The sequence below is a fragment of the Sphingomonas sp. R1 genome, from assembly GCF_025960285.1.
Taxonomy (GTDB): Bacteria; Pseudomonadota; Alphaproteobacteria; order Sphingomonadales; family Sphingomonadaceae; genus Sphingomonas.
The window spans coordinates 94,610-118,134 of sequence record NZ_CP110111.1 but is presented as its reverse complement, the minus strand read 5'-3'; the positions used below and the strand labels follow the sequence as shown (position 1 = coordinate 118,134).

The window sequence follows — 23,525 nt, the reverse complement described above, 5'->3', positions numbered from 1 at the left end:
AGTGCGTGCAGCGCGCCATAAGCACAATGGCGCGCCGACTATATCACCGATAGGAAATTCCTATGTCTTCCACACAGGCGACCAGTTCCTGCGCCAATCTTTTATAGGCGGCGGCGCGCGCGACCCCACTGCGCCACAGCAGGCCGAGCTCGCGGTAATGGCGCCCGGCCCGGAAGGGCCGCGACACCACGTCGTCGCCCGGCCGGATTTCCTGTCGAACATAGAGTTCGGGTAACACCGCCAGCCCCATCCCCATCCCCGCCATCTGGCGGATCGCATCGAGGCTGGTGCCTTCATAATCGTCGCGGACCCGGGCACCCGCTTCCTCGGCAATGGCGATGGTCTGCTCGGCCAACCGATAGCCGCGCTGGAGGGTGAGCAGGTCCTGCCCTGCAAGATCCTCGCGCGCGATCGCGTCGCGGGCGGCAAGCGGATGGTCGGCGGCCATGGCGAGATGCAGCGGTTCGCGGAACAGCCGCTCGAGATGCGCCCCCGGCGCAGCGAGCGGCAGTTGCGCGAGGATCACGTCGAACGTGCCCGCGGCCAGCCCCTCGACCAGCTGTGCCGGCGAATTCTCGCGGACATGAACGCGCAATTCGTGGAATTGCTGGTGGAGGCGGGCGACCAGGCGCGGCAGCAGATAGGCGCCGATGGTGGGCGTGACGCCCAGCCGGATCGTGCCGAGCAGTGCGGTGTCTCCAGCGCTGGCCAGTTCACCCAGATCGCGCACCTCCAGCAGGATGCGCCGTGCCCGCTCCGCCACCTCGCGGCCGAGCGGGGTGAGGAAGGCGCGCGCGCCGCGTTCGACCAGCGGTGCGCCGAGCGCGTCCTCGAGCTGCCGGATCGCCTGCGACAGCGAGGGCTGGCTGACGCCGCACGCTGCCGCCGCGCGCGTGAAGCTCGCCTCCCCGCCCAGCGCCACCAGATAGCGGAGCTGGCGCAGGCTGATCTGCTGCTCGAAACCGGACGATGCCTTCAGATCCATACAGCTCTAACATGAAGCACAACTGTTGCGGCTTCGCCTACCTGCTTTGCCCGCAGCGCGCCATGGCCGCGGCGAGCATGGCGTGCGCGGTGCTGCGCGGCACCAGCAGATGCCGCAGCATCTCGACGTCGTTGGCGATACCGATCGGATCCTGCGCCATCGCCGTCTGCAACGCGGCGTGCAGCCATGGGCTGGTGCCGGGATGGGCAAGCACCCACGCGATACGGCGCTCGATCGCCGCGATCTCCACCTCGGGCTCCGGCGCGGCGCGGGGCGGGCTGCCGATGTCGGTCCTCATGCCGCGTCCTCCCCCTCGAACCGCTGCCATCGCAGCCCGCTGGCATAGCGCCAGGCGATCCGGCCCTGCCCGTCCATCGCCAGCAGGTGCAGCCAGTGATTGTCGAACAGGGTGCGCACGCCGTCCTGCCGGGCGAGGATCGTGTCGATCGCGTCCGTCGGCGCCTCGACCACCACGCTGAGGCGGAGCGGTTCATGCACCAGTCCCGCGCCGTCATGCACCGATTGCCACGGCAGCCCGCCGCGCAGCAGGCCGCCATTGCCTTCCAGCACGCCGATTCCGCCCACGGCATTGTGGAGCAGCTTGTTGCCGGCGCCGAACATCGACGGCGCCACGCTGGAGCCGTAATATTGCAGGCTGATCCAGCTCGCGACCACCACCGGCGCGGTGAGGATCAGTTCCAGCACCGCGAGATCGGTATCGGCCCGCCAGTCATAGTCGTGGAGGAACGCCCTGCCCCCCAGCGATCGCCCCGCGCTGCGCGCCCGCGGCGCGGCGATGAAGGTGCTGCACCCGGCAAGCCCCCATTCCGGCCGAACCTCGGCCCAGTCCCGCCCGCGCGCCGCGATCTGCCGCAGACCCTCGGCACGGGGCAGCCGGGCGGCCCGGTCGATCGCGGCCTCCACCGAGGCGCGGGCGAGTGCCTGCTCCACCGCCGCGAGCGCTCCGGCCGGGGCCGCGACATCGTCGGCAAACAATTGGATGCGGTCGCTGGTAGTGTCGTGCAGGGCACCGATCACGACCGTCCCGGCAGGGAGGTGGATGCCCCGCGCCTCCAGGCCCTTGCGGACGACGGGATCGTTGAGCAGCCCGGCGAGCAGCCGCGCATTGACGTCGCCGGCATGCCCGCCGCACGCCCCGCACTGCAGCGCGCTCGCATGAAGATTGTTGGTCACGTCCGCGCCGTGCCCCACCAGGACCAGCAGCGGCGCGAAGTCTCCGGTGAGCGACATGGCGCGCAGGATCCGCTCCGCCGCGTCCACCGCGTCCTTGTGCGGCAGCGGCGGATGGAAACGCGGCTTGCGCGGCGCGGCCTTCGGCGCCGCCAGGCCGAGCGTGCCCTTGAGCAGCTTGGCGGCGTAGACGAACCCGGCAGCCTCCACGAACGCGAACGATGAAACCGCCGCCTGCTTGAACCGCCCCCAGGCGCGATCACCGCGGGCATTGGCATGGTCCAGCGCCTCGAGATGCGGATCTGCGCCGTCGTCGCTGGTCAGGCCGGGCCGCAGCAGCACGGGGAGGCGCGCCTCCCCGTCACATGCGGCATGCGGACGGTGCGCAGTGCCCAGGCCGAAAAATCCGGCAAAGCCAAGCGTCCGGATGCCGGGTTCGGCACGCTCGATCGCGGCGCGGATCGGCTCCGAGCGGACATCGATGCAAAAGGCCATCTGCGCGATCGGCGCTGCAGCGACAGCGGGCGCAACCGATGCGTGGAGCCGATGGGCCAGCCGACGCTGCTCGGCGATCTCGGCGGCATGCTGGAGGATTGCGTCGACGCAGACATCCGCAGCAGGACGCGAAGCCCCGGCATAGCCCTCAGCCACCTCCGCCCAGCATTGCCGCAGCGCCGCGCCGCCGAGTTCCCAGAGCGCCGCTTCCCACAGCAGCCGCACCGCCAGCAGATCGATCAGCGTGTCGTCCACGCCGCTCGCCAGTTCGGCCTGAAAGCGCCGATAGCGGGCGAACTGCGCCCAGCCGCCCAGGCTCATCAGCAGCCGCTCGAAGTAGCGCGCCGCCGCGTCCGGCCGCAGCCCGAGCCGCGCGGCGCTGACCGCAATCGCATCCGTCGCGGTTTCCGGCGCGGCCGTGACGAAGGCGCGGAACCCGGCGAGCCCGAAGATTTCGGGCGTACGATCAAGCATCGCCTGCTGGCGCCAGCTGGCAAAGGCTTGCGGCTGCTGCGGTGCTGCCCAGAGCGCCTGGCCCGCATCGAAATAGCTGCCCGCCCAGCCGCCGATCTGGTCGGCGACCAGCGAAGGCCAGTCGGTGCCGCCGCCCCTCCCTGCCAAGTCTGTGATCGTCGGCAGGGCCGCGGGGGTAACGACATCCTGGCGAATCGTCATCAGGAAGGTCTCGAACAGTGCCGGGCGCTCGGTGGCGGGCGTGGCCGACCAGGCGGCATGCAGATCGGTTTCGTAGATCGCGCTCTCGGCGATCCGCGCGCGATACCAGCTGCGCGGCATCGTCGCCCTGGCACCACTGGTGCGCACCAGCCAGGCCGATGCCTGGGCAAGACTGCGCCCGGCATGGCCGAGGAACGGGTTCACCGCGACGCTGGTCGCCAGTGGCCACAGCGGCGGGATGCCGCGGGCGGCCTGATCGGCGGCCTCGAGCAGCAACCCGATATAGCTGGGCTGCGCGGCATGCGATTGCGGGTCGGCACTGCGATACATGGGGTCAAGCCTTTCCGAGAAGCCGGCCGCCGATCACCCGATCGAGCAGCGCGTTGAGGTAAAGTCCTTGGCTGAGATGCGTGCGCAGCCGCTGTGCGGCGGGATGGTCGCACCAGAGCGGCAGCATCGCCTGCGCGACCGCGATCCCGCCAAAAGCCAGCAGCGCGATGGCGAGCAGCGCCCATTGGAACGGGCCGGGCATCGGCACGGCGGGCAGCGTGCCGGCGGTCAGACGCTCGGCCAGGTTGTGCAGCAGGAAATAGGCGGCCGTGGCGAGGATCGCGAAGCCGAGCGTGCGCTGGAGCAGCGGGCGCGGTGCCGCCGGGCTCATCCCCTGGACGATCAGATAGGCCACACCGAATATCAGGATCGCGCCCAGCGCCACCGCCTGGGGCGGCTTGGTCCACGCCCCGAAGCCGATCGCGAGTGCCCCGTAGAGGATCCCGGCGCCCAGCATCGCCAATGCCACGGCCGTGCCGTCCGGCCTGGCGACCGGCCCCAGCCGGCGGGCCGCGGCGATCCGCTGCACCGCCCCGCCCGAGGACAGGAAGGCGTGCGCCTTGTAGAGCGAATGGGCCAGGATATGCAGCAGGGCGAGGTAGAACAGCCCCAGCCCGCACTGCAGCAGCATGAAACCCATCTGCGCAACGGTGGACCAGGCGAGCTGGGTCTTGATCGCCGGCTGGGTGGGCAGCACCAGGCTGGCGAACAGCGCGGTGAAGCCGCCGAGCACGGCCAGCAGCGCCAATGCCCCAGGCGAGGCCAGCATCACGTCGGCCAGCCGGATCAGGAGGAACCCGCCGGCGTTGATCACCCCGGCATGGAGCAGCGCGGACACCGGCGTCGGCGCTTCCATCACTTCGGTGAGCCAGCCATGCAGCGGAAACTGGGCGGACTTGAGTATCGCAGCCAACGCGATTCCCCAGGCGGCGAGCGCCATCGCCGCCGGTGCGGTGCCGGCACGGGCAGCGGCGAGCAGCGTCGCGATGTCGGTCGTGCCGACCGCACGCCACAGCAGCACCGCTGATCCGATCAGCAGCAGGTCGGCCAGGCCGGTGCTCAGCGCCTTCTTGCGCGCCGCGCGGCGGGCAGCGGCACGCTCGGGATAGAAGAGCAGCAGCCGGCGCAGGGCCTGCCCGGTCGCGATCCAGGCGAAGACGAGCTGCGGCAGCGTGCCCGCAGTTACCAGCAGCATGACGCCCGCCAGCGTCACCGCCAGCCACGCCATGAAGCTGCCCTGGCGTGCCTCGCCGTCGAGATAGGTAGCGGCGAACCGAACTACCACCCAGCCGATGAAGCTCACGAGCAGCAGCATGGGCACGCTCACCACGTCCAGCCGCGTCGCCACGAGCGACTCCGCGCCGGGGATCGCCAGCGTGGCGGGGCCGCGCCACGCCACCCAGCCTGCCAGCGCGCCCGCTGCCAGCAGCGACCCGAACGCCGCCAGCGACACCACCGACATGGTCCATCCCGGCCGGAACTGCCGTCCGCTTCCCGCCGCGACCGCTGCCGCAGCGAGCAGCGCGGGACCTGCATTCGCCAACCACCACATGCTCACACCCGAACTCCCTATCTTGTCGGGAGCGAGCGTTAGGCTTGCGGAATGATCATATAAAATTCATTGTATGGTGCATATCGTTCTCTTTCAGAGAAGCATCATGCGCGAACTGAACTATAATCATCTTCGCTATTTCTGGGCCGTCGCGCATGACGGTAACCTCACCCGCACCGCCGAGCGCATGGCGGTGTCGCAGTCCGCGCTGTCCACCCAGATCCGCAAGCTGGAAGAGCGCCTGGGGCATGCGCTGTTCGAGCGCGAGGGGCGCCGGCTGGTGCTGACCGAGGCGGGCCGCATCGCGCTGGACCATGCCGATTCGATCTTCGCCACGGGCGACGAGCTGCTCGACGTGCTGCGCGAGACCGGCCGCGCGCGGCAGGCGGTGCGGATCGGCGCGCTGGCAACCCTGTCCCGCAACTTCCAGATCGGCTTCGTCCAGCCCCTGCTTCACCGCGCCGACGTGGAACTGGTGCTGCGCTCGGGCAGCGCGGCGGAGCTGATGCAGGCACTGGCGAGCCTCCAGCTCGATATGGTGCTGGCCAACCGGCCGCCGGCCCGCGACGCGATCACCCCCTACCTCGCCCACAAGATCGCCGAGCAGCGGGTAAGTCTGATCGGCCGCCCCGACATCTTGGGCGACACCAGCCTGGCGGCGCTGCTGGCCACCCAGCCGCTGGTGCTGCCCACGCTGGAAAGCAGCGTCCGCGCCGCGTTCGATGCGCTTGCCGCGACCCTCGGCGTCCGCCCCCAGATTGCCGCGGAGGTGGACGACATGGCGATGATGCGACTGCTTGCCCGCGACGGGGTTGGCCTCGCAGTGCTGCCGCCGATCGTGGTGCGCGACGAGCTGGCAGCGGGCAGCCTGGTCGAACTGGCGCAACTGCCGCAGGTGCGTGAGAGCTTCTACGCAGTGACGCTCGATCGCCGCTTTCCCAATCCGCTGGTCCGCGTACTGCTGGAACATGCCAAGGGAACGGCGTAGGACCCATTGAAACGTGGCGCCCAGGCGCGGAAACGCGCAGTATCGGCGCGATGCTTTGTCGATTATTAGGGAAAGCGCGCTATCGGCGGTTGGATGGAGATGCGGAAGATTTGCACCGGCTGCCGCGACGGCACCGATTTCGACATTCCGTTCGACATGGCCTTCCAGCCGATCGTCGACACGGCGACCGGCGAGCCCTTCGCGTTCGAGGCGCTCGTCCGAGGCTCCGACGGCTCCGGCGCCTATGGCGTGCTGTCGCAGGTGAATGACCAGAACCGCTACGCCTTCGATCAGGCCTGCCGCGTCAAGGCGATCGAAAGCGCGATGGCGGCCGGGCTGATGGAGACGGACGCGCATCTCTCGATCAACTTCCTGCCCAACGCGGTCTATTCGCCGATCGCCTGCATCCAGCTGACGCTCCAGACCGCGCGCAAGGTAGGGATGCCGCTCGACCGGCTGATCTTCGAATTTACCGAGAACGAGCAGATGGCCTCGCCCGACCATGTCGCGACGATCATCGATTCCTACAAGCAGATCGGCTTCAAGGTGGCGATCGACGATTTCGGAGCGGGCCATTCGGGGCTCGATCGCTTCGCGCGTTTCGCGCCGGACGAGGTGAAGCTCGACATGGAACTGATCCGCGGCATCGAAACGGATCGCCGGCGCCAGGCGATCGTCCGCGCCGTAGCGGGGCTCTGCGCCGAACTGGATACGCTGCTGATCGCCGAGGGAATCGAGACCGCCGCCGAAGCGGCCACGCTCCGCGGGCTCGGTGTGCGCTACCATCAGGGCTATTGGTATGCCCGCCCCGCGCTTGGCACCCTGCCGGCGATCGCGGAAGAGGCGCTTCGTTTCTGACCCGACTAGTCCTGTCGCCTGTCGGGCGATACAGGATCTCTTGAGCCCGCCCTGGGCGACACAGCATCGCAGGCACTATTCATGACCGTCCTCATCCAGGAAGCCGATCTGATCGAGAGCGTCGCCGACGCGCTCCAGTACATCTCCTACTACCACCCGATGGACTATATCCGCGCGCTGGGCGACGCCTATGAGGCCGAGCAGGGCCCCGCCGCCAAGGACGCCATCGCCCAGATCCTGACCAACAGCCGCATGTGCGCGGAAGGGCATCGCCCGATCTGCCAGGATACCGGCATCGTCACGGTCTTCATCAAATGGGGCCAGAAGTGCGTGCTGAACAGCGAGCGCTCGCTGCAGGAAGTGGTCGATGAAGGCGTGCGCCGCGCCTATCTCCACCCGGAGAACCGCCTGCGCGCCTCGATCCTGCGCGACCCGGCGTTCAGCCGCGTCAACACCAAGGACAACACCCCTTGCGTGCTCAACGTCGAGATGGTCCCGGGCGACCATGTCCATGTCGAGCTGGCGGCCAAGGGCGGCGGCTCCGAGAACAAGTCCAAGTTCGCGATGCTCAACCCGAGCGATTCGATCGTCGACTGGGTGCTCGAGATGGTCCCGAAGATGGGCGCCGGCTGGTGCCCGCCGGGCATGCTCGGGATCGGCATCGGCGGCACCGCCGAGAAGGCCGTGACCCTCGCCAAGCAGTCGCTGATGGGCGACATCGACATGGCCCAGCTCAAGCTGCGCGGCCCCCAGAACGATATCGAGCGGCTCCGCATCGAGATCTTCGACAAGGTCAACGCGCTCGGCATCGGCGCGCAGGGCCTGGGCGGGCTGGCGACGATCCTCGACGTGAAGATCCTCGACTATCCAACGCACGCCGCGTCCAAGCCGATCGCGATGATCCCCAACTGCGCCGCGACCCGCCACGCCCATTTCAGCCTCGACGGCAGCGGCCCGGTCTATCTCGACCCGCCGAGCCTCGACGAATGGCCGAAGGTGGAATGGACGCCGTCGAAGGAGTCGATCCGGGTCGATCTCGACACGCTGACCCCCGAAGTGGTGGCGAGCTGGAAGCCGGGCGACCGCCTGCTGCTCAACGGCAAGATGCTCACCGGCCGTGACGCCGCGCACAAGCGCATCCAGGACATGCTGGCCAAGGGCGAGGAGCTGCCGGTCGATTTCAAGGGCCGGGTGATCTATTATGTCGGCCCGGTCGATCCGGTACGCGACGAGGTGGTCGGCCCCGCCGGCCCCACCACCGCGACGCGGATGGACAAGTTCACCGAGATGATGCTGGCGCAGACCGGCCTGATCGCGATGGTCGGCAAGGCCGAGCGCGGTCCGGTGGCGATCGAGGCGATCCGCCAGCACAAGGCCGCCTATCTGATGGCGGTCGGCGGTGCGGCCTATCTCGTCGCCCGCGCGATCAAGGGCGCGCGCGTCGTCGGGTTCGCCGATCTCGGCATGGAAGCAATCTACGAGTTCGACGTGAAGGACATGCCGGTCACCGTCGCGGTGGATGCCACCGGCGAGAGCGTCCACCACACCGGCCCGCTGGTGTGGCGCGAGAAGATCGCCCGCGAGAAGCTGCTGCAGTCGGCCTGAAGCCATGGGCACGCCCGCCGAGACGCCGTGGCGCCGCCGCGCGCGCATCGTGCTGGCGTGCCTCTATCTGCTGGCGGGCGTGCTGCACCTGATGGTGCCACGCCCGTTCCTCCACATCACGCCTGCCTGGGTGCCTTACCCTGCGCTGGTGATCGCCGGTACCGGGCTGTGCGAGATCGCAGGCGCGTTCGCGCTGCTGAGTGTGCGGCTGCGCAGGCTCGCCGGCGTGATGCTTGCCCTGTACGCGCTCTGCGTGTTCCCCGCGAACCTCCAGCATGCGGTGCGGGACCTCTCCACCGGTACCGGCCTCGGCTGGGCCTATCATGCGCCGCGCCTGTTCGTGCAGCCGTTGCTGTGCTGGTGGGCGCTCTGGGCGGGGGGCTGGCGGCGCTAGTCCGCCTTGCCCAGCGCGTCGGCGAGATGACAGGACTTGCCCGGCGTCAGCTTCTCGATCCGCGCGACCTGCAGGATCAGCTGGTCGCCCTGCTCGACGACGTGCCCGATCACCTCGCCATACGCAGGCAGCCTCGCCATCCGGATCCCCGCCAGAGCATGCGCGCCTTTCGCGTCCACCAGCGTGTAGCGGTTCTCGGCAAGGTCGCAGCGCCGGAGGACGAGCGCCCCGCGATCGCGCTCCACCGTGCCGATGAAGAGGTCGTTGTTTGGCGCGTCCTGCGGCACAGCGGCGAGCAGCGCGATCAGAGCCAGAATCATAGCGGGTTCCCGTCCTTGTCGAGCATCTCGATCCTGTACGAGCAGCCGTACAGCGTTTTGCCGGGGTGCGTGGCGACGGTGGAGATGCTCCGCGCGACGATCGTGCGCGCGCGGTACCGGTCGCCGCTTGCCGGATCGGTTACATCGCGGAGTATCCGCTCGCCGAGAAACTTGCGGAAGGTCACCTCGACATCGGATAGTCCCTCGGCCGCCATCGCGTTTTGAACCTGGGCCGCGCGGGCAATGTCCGTCGGGTCTGCCAGATCGAGCACCGCCAGCACCCCGCTTGCGGTGAAGGCGATGCGGCGGGTGCTATAGTGTCCGGCGACGAGGATGGGCGCGGGAAGCTCATATTCGGCGAGCAGGAAATTCGCCGTCCGCACCGGCTTCCATCCCCGCCTGGCGGCGAGCTTCTCCTCGCCGTTCAGCGCCAGGGCGAAGGCGGTGTAGACCGGCGCATCGAGGCGGCACTCGATCGCGTCCCGCACGTCGATGGCGGCGGGATCGATCCCGCCCTGCACCGGCCAAGCCGGTGCGGATCCGGGCAGCAGGGCGGCGAGCAGGGTGAGGACGGCACGGAAATGCTTCATGCCGTCGCATCTATTGCCGGGCCAGCCCTCATGCAAATGCTTCGCGCCCAGACGTTTACCAAGCCTGGTTCACAGGATCAGCGCCCGAAGCGATGGACCAGTCGCACACCCAGACTATCCATCCCCGGATTTGTGTCCGAGAACAGCTGGCGGTGGCTGTAATGCTCCCACGCCAGCTCGACGGCCCATTTCGGGGTCAGGCGTACCCCGATCGACGCATTCGGATTGAACAGCACCGTCGAACCGAAGGAGGTGCGCCGCCGGTAGATCGTGTAGCGCCGCTGCGCCTCGTCCTGCGAGAGCCCCGGCTGGAACGGATCGGGCGTGAAGCGATAGCCATCGATCACCGTCAGCCCGATGCCACCCTGCACATAGATCCGGTCACGGAAGAAGTGCTGGCGCCATTCGGCCCCGATGCTGCCGAAGCTGGTCCGACCATCCGTGTTGATCTGCAGCTTGCCGGTCAGTCGCGGCTTGAGCAGGATCCGGAGCGGCCGGCTGCGATACGCGATCTCGACGTCGGTCGTGCCGTCTTCCTCCTGCCCTTCGTAGACATAGCCGGGCGGTAGCTCGGGCAGGTTGAAGGTGAGCTGGCTGCCCAGGGGGTGGAAGTTCGAACCGTGCTGGAACACGCCGATGGCAATCTCCGTATGCCGCGCCGCGGGCCCGCCCTCCCCGACCTGCTGCGCCACCGCCGTGACGGGTGCGAGCGCCAACGCTGCGCCGACCGCGCCTTCTTTCCACCCGATCATCTCGGCTCTCTCCCAGGAAGCGACGGCTATCCCCCAGCCGCCAACATCGTGTATGATGGCAATATCTTTTCGTCAAACAGAAAGATCATGATGCAGGACGACAATTGGCTTCCGCCACGCAAGGCCAGGTTGAGCCGCGCGATCGGTGCGATCTTCGTGCTCGCGGCGGTGGTGATGGGGATTGTCATCGCGGTTGCCGGCCTCTCCCCCGGCGCGTCACCGGTCTGTGATTTCGAGACCGGCTGCATGTGGCGCAACCGGCCCGCGATCCTGCTCGATCAGGATCTTCGCGGCAGCGTCCTCGCCAGCCCCGCGCGGCTGCGGACCTTCGAAGCCTATGTCGCCCGGCCCGATGTGCGGCTGGGGCTCGCCGCGGTGGAGACGATCAATCTGGGGCCCTTCGCGTTCGTCATCCTGGGCGTGGGGCTGGCCCTGCGGCGCCTCGGCGGCAGCGGGTCCGCGGCGCTCGCCAAGGCGCTGCGCTGGCTACGCCTCTCCTCGATCGGGGCGATCCTGTGGGCGCTGGCGAGCCCGTTGTACGATTGCCTGCTGGCGACGCTGCTCTCCCCCGGCACGCCGAACGGCGCGACGGTGGAATGGTATATCTATCTCGACAAGATTGGCGCCGGTCTGCTGCTGGCGCTTGCTGCCTATACCGCGATCTGGGCGGTGGAAGCGGGCCTGGAGGCGCGGCGTGATCTGGACAGCTTCGTCTGATGCCGATCATCGTCAATCTCGATGTCATGCTCGCCCGCCGCAAGGTCCGCTCCAAGGAACTGGCCGAGGCGATCGGCATCACCGAAAGCAACCTGTCGCTGCTGAAATCGGGCAAGGTGAAGGGCGTGCGCTTCTCTACCCTTGCCGCGATCTGCCGCCATCTCGAGTGCACACCCGGCGATCTGCTCGCCTATGAATATTCCGACGCCGATAGAGATGGCGAGGACGGATGACGGGAGCGGCGCGCCTCAGGCGAGGCGCGCCACCGCCCGTGACGCCGTCCATTCGGGCAGGCGGTGCGGACGGACCGCCGCTGCCGGCAGCCGCTCGGCAATGACTGCAAAGCGCGCGCCCTCCACCCAGACCTCCGGCACTAGGGGCCGGGCATTGTAGGTCGAGGCCATCGCCGCGCCATAGGCCCCGACCGTGTGGAACACCGCGAGATCACCCTCCCGCACACGGTCGACGACGCGCGCGCGGGCGAAGATGTCGCTGCTTTCGCAGACCGGCCCCACGATGTTCGCCACGAACCGATCCGGCGTCGCCTGAACGGCGGAGAATTCGTGCCAGGCATCGTACAGTGCAGGCCGCGCGAGATCGTTCATCGCCGCATCGACGATCACGAACGGGTGCGGCAGCGCCGGCTTCACCCACAGCACGCGGGTGAGCAGCACGCCCGCCCGCGCCGCGATGAACCGGCCCGGCTCGAACAGCACGGTGACGCCCCAATCCTGCGTCTCCTGCACGACCATCGCGCCATAGGCCGCCATGTCCATAGCGGGTTCCCCGTCGCGATAGGAAACGCCGAGCCCCCCGCCCAGATCGACATGGGTGATGCGGTGCCCCTCCGCGCGAAGCCGCGCGATCAGCTGGCCGATCCGGCGATAGGTGGCGCGCAGCGGAGCGAGATCGGTGATCTGGCTGCCGATATGCACCGCCACGCCGTGCAGATCGAGCCCGGGAAGCGCGGCGAGCCGGCCGTACATCGCCGCTGCCTCGCCATAGGCGATGCCGAACTTGCTGTCCGCCATCGCGGTACTGATCTTGGCATGGGTGTGCGCATCGATATGCGGGTTGACGCGCAGCAGCGCCGGCGCGCGGACGCAACGCGCAAGGGCCAGCGCCGAAAGCACTTCACCCTCGCGTTCCAGCTCCAGATTGAAGCGGCCGATCCCCGCGGCCAGCGCCGTCGCCAGCTCGCCGGGGGTCTTGCCCACGCCCGAATAGACGATGTCTTTGGGCGCGATGCCTGCTTGCAGCGCCAGCGCAAGTTCACCCCCGGAGACGATGTCGGCGCCGAAGCCGAGGCGTGCGAGCGTGCGCAGGATCGTCGGGTTGGGATTGGCCTTCACAGCGAACATCCGCCGCGCGCGCGGTACGCCGGCCAGCGCTGTGGTGAACGCATCGGCGGCGCTGCGAAGCGCAGCTTCCGAATAGACATAGGCGGGTGTGCCCACGGCCCGAGCGATTGCCGCGAGCGACACTCCCTCGGCGTGGAGTTCGTCGCCCTGCATTTCGAACGACATGGAGGTTCCTTCGACTGGGGAGGAAGAATAGGTCGCGTCAGCGGCGGCGACGGGTATCGCCGCGGCGCGCGTGAAGTCGCTCGGGCAGCATCCGGTGGCGGCTGCACTCGACGCGAATGGCCAAGGGCGCGCGGCGCCCCTGCACCACCAGCACAAGGCCGAGCATGGCGAGCGGGAATCCGAGCAGTAGCAGCACGCTCGCGCCATCCATTGTGCCGGCGTCGCTCACCGCACCGGCAAGACCGCCCGCCACGAGCAGCACGACACCAGCGCCGCGCCACCACCGATCGGCGGGGCGGGTCAAGCGCCGGCTCCTGATCGCGGGCCTGCCAGCGCGAGCCGACCCGCACGCCGCGCCAGCGCCATCTGCACGCCTATCTGCTCGGGCGCCGCGGTGTAGAGCAGGATATCCGCCGGAAAGGCGATCTCGTCCCGCATCGCTGCTTCGGCGGTGCCGATATGAAAGGTCAGATCGATCGCCGGATCCTGGATCGTCGCGGCAACCCGGCGCGCCTCGGCAAGCAGCGCGCCGTCGCACTCCACCCCACGTGCCTCGATCGCAACGAAGCCGAGCATGCGCGCGGTGCGGATGGTGTGTAGCAACAGGCTGGCGGTGCCGCAGGCAGCGTCGACGATGCGGATGCTGCGCCGCCCCTCGTCGCGCATGGCCTCCAGCCGGGCGAAGACGGTCGGCCAGCGCAGGTCCTGCATCGCGGCACGGCCGGCTGCGTCGTACAGCGCATCGCGAACGCGTGCGGCAAGCGGCGCCGTCGCGGGCGCTGCCGTAAGGACGAAGCGGTGAGAGAGTTCCATGCCGCCGGCTCCCTCAGGCAGCCTGACGCCGGGCATGCTCGTCGGGCCCGGCGGGATCGAAGGAGATGCTCGCGACCAGCGGCTGCAGCGCTTCGGCCAGGGCGGCACCGGGAAAGGCATGGCGCTCGGCGCAGGCGAATTGCCACGCCGCGGCGCGGGAAACGAACCGCCCTTCCATCAGGCCATGACTTTCCTGCACCAGCCAGTGCCCGTCCCGATCCTGCCCCACCCAAAGGATGGAGGTGGCTGGATCGGGCTCCGGTACGATTGCGGACACCATGAAAACGCTCCTTGCAATGGCCGGCCAGACCGAGGCCGGCGACCGCAAGCTAGGTAGTCCGCCCATTATGCTTCGAGAGCGAAATCAGCGGCTTCGCGTTAGATTTCCATATAGTCCGCCGCTATTCGGGCAGGATCCGCACGCGCCGCTTGCCCCAGTAGCTGAGGTCGATCGAGAAATGCACCGGCGCGCCCCGGCGAACCAGCACCATCTGGTCCCCGCGGCCGCCCTCGCCGGTATAGGTGAAAGTCCAGCCGCGCTGCTTGAGCCGATCGCCCACCTTGAGCACCGCCGACTGATCGCGGTCGTGCCATAGCGTCACCTGCGAGAAGCCGCCGCGGCCATCGCCGCCGATCAGGTCGATCGCCGCCTCGTAGGGCCCCTCGCCCAGCAGCATCACTCCCGAGCGGCGGCAGCGCAACTGGCCGCCTCCCATTTCCAGGCAATGGTCGAAGCCCGCCCGCTTGGCATCGGCGAGGCTGCCGCGCACCGGGAGTCCGGCATAGAGCAATGGCGCAGGCGGCGGTGCTACCGGACTCTCCCCGCAGCCCGCAAGCACCAGGGCCGGCACCGCCAGCAGCACGGCATTCAACATCAGGCTTGCCCGCATGGTCCTCCCCTTCAGGAAGACCTAGGCGCGCGCGGGTTCGGGCGCAAATCCGCGCAGGAAGAAATCGACGATATAGTCGGTCTCCTCGTCGATCTCGGCATCGGTGAAAACATGGCCCAGCATCGCGCGCTGCTGCGACCCCATGCACAGGCTGGTGAGCGCGAACGCGGCCTTCAGCGGATCGGAGGTGCGCAGCTGGCCCTTGTGCATCGCATCTTCGAGATACGCCGCCAGGAGTTCGCGCGTGCGCTGGGGGCCGCGGCGGAAGAAGATCGCGCCCATTTCGGGCGAGCGCTCGACCTCGGCATGGATCACGCGATGCAGCTGGATGGCTTCCCGGGAGGTGACCTTGCGCAGCAGGCTGCGGATGAAGGCGCAGAGCGTCGCCTGCAGATTGTCCGACGGGACCAGCAACTGCATCACCTGTTCGCGATAGTCGCGCGTCGCCTCGTCCACGCACGCATCGAACAATTCTTCCTTCGACGCGAAATAGCTCCACAGCGTCCCCTTGGATCCGCCGAGTTCCGACGCGATTGCGGACATGGATACGGCCGCATAGCCCTGCTCCATGAAGTGCCGCTTGGCGATAGCGAGGATCGCGGCGCGACGATCCAGCTTCCGCGCCTCGCGCTTTCCGAGACATTTGGGGGTCAGGGTTTCCATAACCGTACTATAGGGTACGATTTTCTATTGACAAGAGTGGAACCCCTCTCCATCTGGAACTCGTACCCTCTAGTACGGTTTTACCGCCCCATGATGAGTCGTTTCCCGACCAGGCCCTTGTTGCTGACTGCGGCTGCCGCCTCGGCGCTCGGCGCCTGCGCGCCCGTCCCCAACCTTGGCGCTCGCCCTGAAGTTCGCGCGGCGAACAGCTATGCAGCGAGCCAGTCGCTCGCCGGCACGGCCCAGGCCGCCTGGCCCGTCACCAACTGGTGGACCGCCTATAACGATCCGCAGCTGAACGCCCTGATGGACGAAGCCTTTCGCGGCGCACCCGATCTCGCCGCAGCGGCGGCCCGGCTGCGCTCGGCACAGGCCTATGCGGTGCAGGCAGGCGCGGCAAACCTGCCGCGCGTCGATGCCAGCGGCTCGGCGGCTGCCAACCAGATCAACACGGGCGACGGACTGCCGATCAACATCCCGTCGAACGTGCAGACGATCGGCTATGGGACGCTGAACCTGTCCTTCGACCTCGACCTTTGGGGCAAGAACCGCGCCCAGCTCGCCGCCGCCACCTCGCAGGCCGAAGCCGCGCGGCTGGAACTCGAACAGGCGCGCCTCGCGCTCTCGACCAACATCGCCGCCGCCTATGCCGACCTGGCCCGGCTCGCCGCCGATCGCGCGGTGCAGGAACGCGCGCTGCAGGTGCGCCTGCAGACGCAGAAGCTGGTCACCGATCGGGTGACCAACGGTCTCGAGACCCGCGCCGAGGAAAAGCAGGCCGCTTCCGCCGTTCCCGCCGCACGCGCGCAGCTCGCCGGGATCGATGAGCAGATCGGCCTGACCCGCAACCGCATCGCGGCGCTGCTCGGCCAGGGGCCGGACCGCGGGCTGGCAATTGCGCTGCCCACCGCACCCACCGAGGCGCGCGGCGTCCCCGCCGATGTAACGACAGACCTGATCGGCCGCCGCCCCGACATCGCCGCCGCGCGTGCCCGGGTCGAGGCTGCCGCCAGCAAGATCAAGGTGGCGCGCGCAGCCTTCTATCCGTCGATCCGCCTGAGCGCACTCGCCGGCTATGGCGCGCTCGGACTTGACAACCTTGTCAAAGGTAACGGCGCTGCGGTCTTCCAGGCCGGCCCGGCGATCAGCCTGCCGATCTTCCACGGTGGCGAGCTGCGCGGCCAATATGCCGGCGCACGCGCTGCCTATGACGAAGCTGTCGCCAATTACGACAACAGCGTCACCTCCGCCTATCATGATGTAGCGGATGCGGTGACGAGCCAGAAGGCGCTGGCCACGCGGCTCAGCGAGAGCCGCCAGGCGCTCGCCGATTCCGAACAGGCCTACGGGATTGCGCGGCAACGCTATGAAGGCGGGCTGTCGCGGTTCCTCGATGTTCTAACCGCCGAGGAGAGGGTGTTGCAGAACCGTCAGATCGTTGCCGAACTGGAAGCCCGTGCTTTCGCACTGGACGTCCAGCTCGTCCGCGCACTCGGCGGAGGCTTTTCCACCAACAACGCGGCGGTTGCCGCTTCCGAGGTCCCGACCCATGGCTGACGCAGAACCCGCCATCCACTCCGCGCGTGGCAACAACGCCGACCGCGCCGAGCCCACCCCTGCCCCCTCGCCGGTTGATGAAGACGCAGGCAAGCGGAAGGCGCTGCGCAAGCGGCTGATGCTCGGCGTCGGCGGCCTCGTGCTGATCGCCGGTCTCGGTTATGGCGGCTATTACATGGCCGTCGGCAGCCATTATGTGAGCACCGACAATGCCTATGTCGGCGCCGACAGCGCGAGCATCACCCCGATGACCGGCGGCCAGGTGCTGCGCGTCGCGGTGGCCGACACCCAGACGGTGAAGAAGGGCGATGTTCTCGTTCAGATCGACGACAGCGATGCCCGCATCATGCTGGCCCAGGCCGAAGCCGATCTTGCCCGGGCCACCCGCCAGTTCGGGCAGACCGCCGCAACCAGCGAGGCGCTGGCCGCGCAGGTGCAGGCGCGCGATGCCGACATCGCCCGCGCCCGTGCGCAGGTCACCGCCGCACAGGCCGATTTCGAGAAGGCCCGCATCGACCTCGCGCGTCGCCAGAAGCTGGCCCCCAACGGCGCCGTTTCCGGCGAAGAGCTGACCTCGGCGACCAACGCCTTCCAGGCCGCACGCGCCAACCTCGATCTCGCCAGGGCCGGGCTCGCCCAGGCGAGCTCGACCAAGTCCGCGGCCAGTGGCCAGCTTGCGGCGAACGACGCGCTGGTGCGTGGCACCAACGCCAACACCGCCCCCGAAGTCCTCGCCGCCCGCGCCAAGGTGGAGCAGGCCAAGCTCGACCTTTCCCGCACGGTGATCCGCGCGCCGTTCGACGGCGTCGTCACCCGCCGTGCGGTCCAGGTCGGCCAACGTGTCGCCCCGGGTGCGCAGCTGATGCTGATCGTGCCGCTCAACCAGCTGTACGTGGACGCCAACTTCAAGGAAGGGCAGCTGACCAAGGTAAAGGTCGGCCAGCCCGTGGAGTTGAAGTCCGATCTGTATGGCAGCGACGTGAAGTATCACGGCCGCGTCGTCGGCTTCTCGGGCGGAACCGGATCGTCCTTCGCGCTGATCCCCGCGCAGAACGCGACCGGCAACTGGATCAAGGTGGTCCAGCGCCTGCCCGTGCGCGTCGCGCTGGATCCGAAGGAGCTGCAGGCGCACCCGCTGCGCGTCGGCCTGTCGATGGATGCCGAGATCGATACCTCGGCCAAGTAAGGATTGCCTGCCATGAGCGGCCAGATGCAGCGCGGGGGCTTCCTGGAGGGGCCCTCGCTGATCCTCGCCGGCGTGGTGCTGGCGCTGACCAATTTCATGGTGGTGCTCGACACCACCATCGCCAACGTCTCGGTGCCGCACATCGCCGGCAGCCTGGGCATTTCCTCCAGCCAGGGCACCTGGATCATCACCTCCTACGCAGTCGCCGAGGCGATCTGCGTGCCGCTCACCGGCTGGCTCGCGGGCCGGTTCGGCGTGGTGCGGGTGTTCATCCTGGGCGTCATCGGCTTCGGCATCTTCTCCGTGCTGTGCGGCCTGTCGACCTCGCTCGGCATGCTGGTCGCCTGCCGCATCGGCCAGGGCCTGTGCGGCGGTCCGCTGATGCCGCTGACGCAGACGCTGCTGCTGCGCATCTTCAAGCCGAGCCAGCACGCCCAGGCGATGGGCTTGTGGGCGATGACCACCGTCGTCGCGCCGATCCTCGGCCCGATCGCGGGCGGCACGATCAGCGACAACTGGTCCTGGCACTGGATCTTCTTCATCAACATTCCCGTCGCCGCGTTGTGCGCGTTCGGGGCGATGCGCCTGCTCCGCCGCGCCGAGACCCCGACCGAGAAGCTCTCGGTCGACAAGGGCGGGCTGGGCCTGCTGGTGCTGTGGATCGCCGCGCTGCAGATCATGCTCGACCTTGGCCGCGAGCATGACTGGTTCAACGATCCCACGATCGTGTGGCTGGGGGTGGTCGCGGCGATCGGCTTCCTGGTGTTCCTCGCCTGGGAATTGACCGAGAAGAACCCGGTGGTCGACCTGCGGGTGTTCCGGCACCGGGGGTTCACCGTGGCGGTGATCTCGCTGTCCTTTGCCTTTGCCACCTTCTTCGCCTCGGCGGTGATCATTCCGCAATGGCTCCAGTCGAGCCAGGGCTACACGGCCACCTATGCCGGCTATGCGACCGCTTTCTCCGGCGTGGCGGCAGTGTTCATGTCGCCGGTGGTCGCCAAGCTCTCCAACAAGGTCGATCCGCGTCTGCTGGTGTCGTTCGGTATCCTGTGGCTGGGCCTGTCGGCGCTGCTGCGCGTCTACTGGAACAGCCAGGCGGGCTTCTGGACCTTCGCCTTCCCGCAGTTCCTGCAAGGCTTTGGCATGCCCTTCTTCTTCATCCCGCTGACCACGCTCGCGCTGGGATCGGTGCTGCCGGAGGAGACCGCCTCGGCGGCAGGCGTGATGAGCTTCCTGCGCACCATGGCAGGCGCGATCGGCACGTCGATCTCGACCAGCATCTGGGACGACAGCTCGCGCGTCGCGCGCAGCGAAATCGTGTCGCGCATGAACACCGATCCGACGCTCAATGCGATGACCGCGCAGGGGTTCTCGGTGGATCAGGTCCGCAGCGTGGTGGCGCGCCTGGTAGACCAGGAGAGCCTGACCCTGGCGACGACACACGTGTTCCTGCTGTCGGCGATCATCTTCGTGTTCGCCGCGGGCATCATCTGGTTCACGCCGCGCCCGCGCGGGAAGGTGGATACCAGCGCGGCGCACTGACGCGCGCTGCAGACCAGGACAGGCTCGCACCGCCGCGCAGGTGATGCGAGCCTGTCCTCAGCCCCGCCTGGCGATGGGCAGGCTTGCCGCAAAGCGCGCCCCGACTTGGCCCTCGGCCAGCACCAGATCACCACCATGCGCGAGCAGGATCTGCCGCGCCAGCGCCAGCCCCACCCCGGTGCCCTGCACCTTGGTCGTGAAGAACGGGCGGAAGATGGCCGCACGGTCGGTCTGGGCGACCCCGGGACCATTGTCCCACACCTGCCACCCGGCAGTATCGGCGGCGTGGTGCAACGCCAGCCCCACCTGCCCCGCTGCCGTACCCGCCACCGCTTCCGCCGCATTCTGCAGCAGGGCCCAGAGCGCAGCGCTCAGCTGATCCGCATCGCCGTGCAGTGGTATCGGGGCCCCAGCCTCGAAGACGAGCGGCACGTCCGGCCACTGCGTCTCGAAAAGCCGGGCAAGATCGCCCGCCATCGCATGCAGATCCATCGGCGCGACCACAGGCGCGGGCAGCCGGGCGAGCGAGCGATAGGCCTCGCCGAAACGCTGCAGTCCTGCCGCGCGGCGCGCCACCGTCCCGACTGCATCGCGCACTGCCGGCAGCGCGGGCGCCGCGTCTTCCAGCATGTCCGCGGCGGTACGGCTGAGCGAAGCGATTGGGGTCAGCGCGTTGACGATCTCATGGCTCAGCACCTGGACTAGGTCGCGCAGCGTTGCCGCCTCCGCGGCCTTCAGCTCGGCATCGATATCGATCAGCGCCGCCAGTCGCGTCTGTCCTCCGGGCAGGGTGAGGTCGCTGGTGGTGAGGGCATAGCTGCGCGCCTCGATCGCCACGGTCGCCGCGCGCATGGCGCCGTCGCCGCCGATCGCGGCGAGCAACTCGGGAGGAGGATCCGCGATCAGATCGGCAGCGCCGAACAGCCGGCGCGCGGCCCGGTTGATCGCGTGCAGCCGCCCTTCCCCGTCAAGCGTGACGATCGGCGCGGGCGACAGGTCCAGCAGCGCAGTCAGCCGACGCTCGCGGTGGGCGGGGTCCGGCGCGGGGACGGGGGCAGCGACCGGCACCAGGTGTGGCCGCCGCGCCTCGACGATGCCGATGATCACCCCCCAAGCCCCCGCCATCGCGGAGACGAGCGCGCTGGCGTAAAGACCCGCCCCCCAGGCGAGCACGAAGGCGCCGCCGGCCAGCAGCAGCAGCAGCCCCCGCGCCAGCGCCTCCCAGCCCCTAGAGCCCATATTTCGCCATCCGCCGGTAGAGCGCGGCGCGGGTCAGCCCCAGCTCGGCGGCTGCGCGACTGACATTAAACGCGTGCCGTTTCAGCGCCGCTGCGACCAGCGCCGCCTCGCTGCGCCCGAGGTTCAGGTCTGCGCGTATGGCGCGCGGTTCGACCGCGTCCTCCGGCAAGACCAGTCCCAACGCGGTGACGTCGATCGCGTCACCGCCGCCGAGCAGCACCGCCCGCTCGATCGCCTGGCGAAGGCCGTGCACGCCATCCGGCCAAGGATCAGCCGCGATAGCCCGGGCACCCTCGTCGCTCAGCGGTCGCAGCGGCTGCGCATGGCGGCTCGCGAACAAGGCGCAGAAATGCCGGGCGAGGAGCAACGCATCCCCTCCCCGGCCAGTGAGCGGCGGCAGGTCGATCTCCACCGTGTTGAGGCGGAAGCGGAGATCGTCGGTCAGCGCCGCGCGGGTGCCCGCGCGATCGCGCCGGCTGGTGGCGAGCACGCGGATGCCGGCCAAGCGTCGTGCCAGCTCGGGCTGCAGCGCGGGGGCGAGCGCGTCTACCGCCTCGATCAGCAAGGTCGCGCCCTCGGCCGCAGCCGCCCGCGCCTCGATGGTGGCCAGATCGGCCACCGCGGCATCGAGCACCACCAGCGGCCGTTCGGCGCGGGGCGAGGCACGGTGGAGCATCTGCGCCGCCAGCGTCTTGCCGCTCCCCGCCGGCCCCGTCAGCAGCACCGCCGCCTCCGTCGGCCCGACGCGCGCGATCAGCCCCCGCGCAGCCTCGATCGCAGGCGCCTCGCCCAGCAGCAGCAGCGCCTCCTCGCCCGACGGCGCGGGCGCCGCGCTCAGCTTGGCCCGGCGCAGCGCCACGGCGCGTTCCACCGTGGCGAGCAGCCGCTCATTGCTCCACGGCTTGATCACGAAGTCGCTCGCGCCGCCGCGCATCGCCTGTACCGCCACCGCGATGCCGCTATGCCCGGTGACGACCACCACCACGGCATTGCGATCGGCGGCGATCAGCCGGTCGAGCATCCGGAACCCTTCCTCGCCACTGGTCCGCCCGCGCGCGAAATTGAGATCGAGCAGGACCGCATCGACCGGCCCTTCCGCCAGCCGCACCCAGGCAGCGTCCGGATCGGCAGCGCCCAGCACGCGCATGCCCTGCCGTTCCAGCAGCAGCGTCGCCGCGCGGACGATGTCGGGGTCGTCGTCGATCACCAGAATGGTCGGCGATTCGGATGGCAAGGCTTGACAGCTCCCGGCATGTGTTCGGAATCGGACACTAGCTTGAACACTGTTCGCCCCGAGCGCCAGCCCCTTCCTAACTTCTGTTGCATTTCAGCACTTTAGGCCAAGGCTGCCGACTACCGTACACTGGCGGGCATGGTTACACCCCTCCCCTCCACAAACGGCGCCGCGATGGACCGGCGGATCGAGCGCCCCCATGCCCGCCGCCGCGCGCTGATCGTTCGCATCGCGCTCGGCATCGGCGCGGTTGCCGCCGCGGTAACCTTGTGGTGGTTTCTTCCGGGCTCGGGCAGCCTCGCGGTCGATGCGGCGACGATCCGCACCGCGCCGGTTACCCGCACCGCCTTTTCCGACTATGTGCCGCTGCGCGCGCAGGTGGCGCCACTGCAGACCGTGTACGTCACCGCGGTCAGCGGCGGCCAGGTCGAGGCGCTGCTCGCCGCGGACGGCCAGTCCGTCGCAGCGGGCGCACCGCTCGCCCGGTTGGCCAATCCCACGCTGGCGCTCGACGTCGCCAGCCGGTCGGCGAACATCGCCGGCCAGCTCAGCGCGATCAGCGGCCAGCGCCTGTCCATCCAACAAAGCCGCGAGCAGACCGAACGCGACATCGCCACCGCACGGAACGAGCTGACCAAGGCCGAGACGCTGCTCCGCCAGAAGCAGACGCTGTTCGACAAGCAGATCGTCACCGCGGCTGCCGTCGCACCGCTGCGCGATGAAGTGGCGTATCAGCGTGCGCGGCTGACCGCGCTGACGCGCAGCGCAGCAGAGGCCGGCAAGATGCTCGCCGACCAGTCCACCGGGGTCGATGCGACCGCAGGCGAGCTGCGCGAGAGCCTCGCCATGACCCGCGCCGGGCTTGCTGCGTTGATGGTGCGGGCGCCCGTTGCCGGACGTCTGACTGCCTTCACCCTCCAGCCCGGGCAGATGATCAAGCCCGGCGATACGGTGGGCCAGGTCGATTCAGAACGCGCGTGGAAGCTCACCGCGGACGTCGATCAATTCTATCTCGGCCGGGTCCGCACCGGTCTCACCGCCGTTGCCGAGTTGGACGGCCGGAGCTTCCCCCTCACCGTCATCAAGGTCCTGCCGCAGGTCACCGAGGGACGATTCCGCATCGAACTGGGCTTCAACGCCGCGCCGGCCGCCGGACTGAACCGCGGCCAGACGCTCGACGTGCGCCTCACCCTGGGCGCCGACCGGCCGGCGGTGGTCGCGCCTGCTGGCGGCTGGCTCGATGCCGGCGGCACCACCGCCTTCGTGCTGACCAGCGACAGCCGCGCCGTCCGCCGGGCGATCACCACCGGCCGCCGCAATCCCGATCAGGTGGAAGTCACCAGCGGCCTCGCCCCCGGCGACCGCATCGTGACCACGCCGCTGACCACCTACGCCCCCTACCAGACCCTGCTCATCCGATAGG

25 protein-coding genes are annotated in these 23,525 nt (G+C 68.9%); 10 read left to right on the top strand and 15 right to left on the bottom strand.

What is annotated here, in order from left to right:
- Positions 1-43: 43 nt before the first annotated feature.
- From OIM94_RS00680 to OIM94_RS00665, 4 genes are read right to left on the bottom strand one after another with little or no spacing between them, the layout of a single operon-like run.
- The gene (locus OIM94_RS00680; RefSeq protein ID WP_264608222.1) at positions 44-985 is read right to left on the bottom strand and encodes a hydrogen peroxide-inducible genes activator; all 942 of its coding nucleotides are present in this window, start codon (positions 983-985) and stop codon (positions 44-46) included.
- Between the two features lie 37 nt (positions 986-1,022).
- Positions 1,023-1,283, bottom strand: a complete 261-nt coding sequence (locus tag OIM94_RS00675; RefSeq protein ID WP_264608221.1) for a hypothetical protein — start codon at positions 1,281-1,283, stop codon at positions 1,023-1,025.
- Positions 1,280-3,676, bottom strand: coding sequence for a YbcC family protein (locus OIM94_RS00670; RefSeq protein ID WP_264608220.1), 2,397 nt, complete (start codon positions 3,674-3,676; stop codon positions 1,280-1,282). The genes OIM94_RS00675 and OIM94_RS00670 overlap by 4 nt, the downstream gene beginning before the upstream one ends.
- A gap of 4 nt (positions 3,677-3,680) precedes the next feature.
- The gene (locus OIM94_RS00665) at positions 3,681-5,228 is read right to left on the bottom strand and encodes a proton-conducting transporter membrane subunit (RefSeq protein ID WP_264608219.1); all 1,548 of its coding nucleotides are present in this window, start codon (positions 5,226-5,228) and stop codon (positions 3,681-3,683) included.
- Positions 5,229-5,334: 106 nt separating this feature from the next.
- Between OIM94_RS00665 and OIM94_RS00660 the strand changes: the two genes are divergently transcribed.
- The 4 genes from OIM94_RS00660 to OIM94_RS00645 all read left to right on the top strand — a co-directional run bounded on the left by OIM94_RS00660 (position 5,335) and on the right by OIM94_RS00645 (position 9,073).
- Positions 5,335-6,216, top strand: a complete 882-nt coding sequence (locus OIM94_RS00660; protein WP_264608218.1) for a LysR family transcriptional regulator — start codon at positions 5,335-5,337, stop codon at positions 6,214-6,216.
- A gap of 99 nt (positions 6,217-6,315) precedes the next feature.
- On the top strand, positions 6,316-7,074 hold the full coding sequence (locus tag OIM94_RS00655) for an EAL domain-containing protein (protein ID WP_264609953.1): 759 nt from the start codon (positions 6,316-6,318) through the stop codon (positions 7,072-7,074).
- Positions 7,075-7,155: 81 nt separating this feature from the next.
- A complete protein-coding gene (locus OIM94_RS00650; RefSeq protein WP_264608217.1) occupies positions 7,156-8,679 on the top strand; it encodes a fumarate hydratase in 1,524 nt (507 codons plus the stop codon).
- Positions 8,680-8,683: 4 nt separating this feature from the next.
- Positions 8,684-9,073 (top strand): DoxX family protein, encoded by a 390-nt coding sequence (locus OIM94_RS00645; RefSeq protein WP_264608216.1) that lies wholly within the window; start codon positions 8,684-8,686, stop codon positions 9,071-9,073.
- On the opposite strand, the gene OIM94_RS00640 is transcribed toward OIM94_RS00645, so the two are convergent.
- The 3 genes from OIM94_RS00640 to OIM94_RS00630 form a co-directional block, all read right to left on the bottom strand.
- Complete coding sequence (locus OIM94_RS00640) at positions 9,070-9,393, bottom strand: hypothetical protein (RefSeq protein ID WP_264608215.1); 324 nt, start codon at positions 9,391-9,393, stop codon at positions 9,070-9,072. The two genes, OIM94_RS00645 and OIM94_RS00640, sit on opposite strands and share 4 nt — an antisense overlap.
- Positions 9,390-9,983: a hypothetical protein gene (locus OIM94_RS00635; RefSeq protein ID WP_264608214.1), complete on the bottom strand. Its 594-nt coding sequence runs from the start codon at positions 9,981-9,983 to the stop codon at positions 9,390-9,392. Before OIM94_RS00635 ends, OIM94_RS00640 begins: the two co-directional genes overlap by 4 nt.
- A 77-nt stretch (positions 9,984-10,060) precedes the next feature.
- A complete protein-coding gene (locus tag OIM94_RS00630) occupies positions 10,061-10,735 on the bottom strand; it encodes an acyloxyacyl hydrolase (protein ID WP_264608213.1) in 675 nt (224 codons plus the stop codon).
- 87 nt (positions 10,736-10,822) lie between these two features.
- On the opposite strand from OIM94_RS00630, the gene OIM94_RS00625 reads away from it, so the two are divergent.
- Positions 10,823-11,452, top strand: a complete 630-nt coding sequence (locus tag OIM94_RS00625; RefSeq protein WP_264608212.1) for a hypothetical protein — start codon at positions 10,823-10,825, stop codon at positions 11,450-11,452.
- Complete coding sequence (locus OIM94_RS00620) at positions 11,452-11,685, top strand: helix-turn-helix domain-containing protein (RefSeq protein WP_264608211.1); 234 nt, start codon at positions 11,452-11,454, stop codon at positions 11,683-11,685. The genes OIM94_RS00625 and OIM94_RS00620 overlap by 1 nt, the downstream gene beginning before the upstream one ends.
- A 15-nt stretch (positions 11,686-11,700) precedes the next feature.
- Here the strand turns inward: OIM94_RS00620 and lysA are convergent, their stop codons facing one another.
- From lysA to OIM94_RS00590, 6 genes are all read right to left on the bottom strand, one after another.
- On the bottom strand, positions 11,701-12,978 hold the full coding sequence (gene lysA / locus OIM94_RS00615; RefSeq protein ID WP_264608210.1) for a diaminopimelate decarboxylase: 1,278 nt from the start codon (positions 12,976-12,978) through the stop codon (positions 11,701-11,703).
- A 37-nt stretch (positions 12,979-13,015) separates the two neighbouring features.
- Entirely contained in the window at positions 13,016-13,282 is a 267-nt protein-coding gene (locus OIM94_RS00610) for a hypothetical protein (RefSeq protein WP_264608209.1), read from the bottom strand.
- Complete coding sequence (locus OIM94_RS00605; RefSeq protein ID WP_264608208.1) at positions 13,279-13,791, bottom strand: SAM-dependent methyltransferase; 513 nt, start codon at positions 13,789-13,791, stop codon at positions 13,279-13,281. Before OIM94_RS00605 ends, OIM94_RS00610 begins: the two co-directional genes overlap by 4 nt.
- A 13-nt stretch (positions 13,792-13,804) precedes the next feature.
- Positions 13,805-14,071, bottom strand: a complete 267-nt coding sequence (locus OIM94_RS00600) for a hypothetical protein (RefSeq protein WP_264608207.1) — start codon at positions 14,069-14,071, stop codon at positions 13,805-13,807.
- Positions 14,072-14,192: 121 nt separating this feature from the next.
- Positions 14,193-14,681 carry a hypothetical protein gene (locus tag OIM94_RS00595; protein WP_264608206.1) on the bottom strand — a complete coding sequence of 163 codons (489 nt, stop codon included), beginning with the start codon at positions 14,679-14,681 and terminating at the stop codon, positions 14,193-14,195.
- Positions 14,682-14,702: 21 nt separating this feature from the next.
- Positions 14,703-15,344 (bottom strand): TetR/AcrR family transcriptional regulator, encoded by a 642-nt coding sequence (locus tag OIM94_RS00590; protein WP_264608205.1) that lies wholly within the window; start codon positions 15,342-15,344, stop codon positions 14,703-14,705.
- A 90-nt stretch (positions 15,345-15,434) separates the two neighbouring features.
- Here OIM94_RS00590 and OIM94_RS00585 point away from each other — a divergent pair, with 90 nt between their 5' ends.
- From OIM94_RS00585 to OIM94_RS00575, 3 genes are read left to right on the top strand one after another with little or no spacing between them, the layout of a single operon-like run.
- Positions 15,435-16,901, top strand: a complete 1,467-nt coding sequence (locus tag OIM94_RS00585) for an efflux transporter outer membrane subunit (RefSeq protein ID WP_264608204.1) — start codon at positions 15,435-15,437, stop codon at positions 16,899-16,901.
- Complete coding sequence (locus tag OIM94_RS00580) at positions 16,894-18,087, top strand: HlyD family efflux transporter periplasmic adaptor subunit (RefSeq protein ID WP_413716369.1); 1,194 nt, start codon at positions 16,894-16,896, stop codon at positions 18,085-18,087. Before OIM94_RS00585 ends, OIM94_RS00580 begins: the two co-directional genes overlap by 8 nt.
- Positions 18,088-18,099: 12 nt before the next feature.
- Positions 18,100-19,629 carry a DHA2 family efflux MFS transporter permease subunit gene (locus OIM94_RS00575; protein ID WP_264608203.1) on the top strand — a complete coding sequence of 510 codons (1,530 nt, stop codon included), beginning with the start codon at positions 18,100-18,102 and terminating at the stop codon, positions 19,627-19,629.
- Positions 19,630-19,686: 57 nt separating this feature from the next.
- Here OIM94_RS00575 and OIM94_RS00570 read toward each other — a convergent pair whose 3' ends face one another.
- Together OIM94_RS00570 and OIM94_RS00565 are read right to left on the bottom strand one after the other, a co-directional pair.
- The gene (locus OIM94_RS00570) at positions 19,687-20,868 is read right to left on the bottom strand and encodes a sensor histidine kinase (RefSeq protein WP_264608202.1); all 1,182 of its coding nucleotides are present in this window, start codon (positions 20,866-20,868) and stop codon (positions 19,687-19,689) included.
- Complete coding sequence (locus tag OIM94_RS00565; protein WP_264608201.1) at positions 20,858-22,075, bottom strand: sigma-54-dependent transcriptional regulator; 1,218 nt, start codon at positions 22,073-22,075, stop codon at positions 20,858-20,860. Before OIM94_RS00565 ends, OIM94_RS00570 begins: the two co-directional genes overlap by 11 nt.
- 165 nt (positions 22,076-22,240) lie before the next feature.
- On the opposite strand from OIM94_RS00565, the gene OIM94_RS00560 reads away from it, so the two are divergent.
- Entirely contained in the window at positions 22,241-23,524 is a 1,284-nt protein-coding gene (locus OIM94_RS00560) for an efflux RND transporter periplasmic adaptor subunit (protein WP_264608200.1), read from the top strand.
- The last annotated feature ends 1 nt before the right edge of the window (position 23,525 follow it).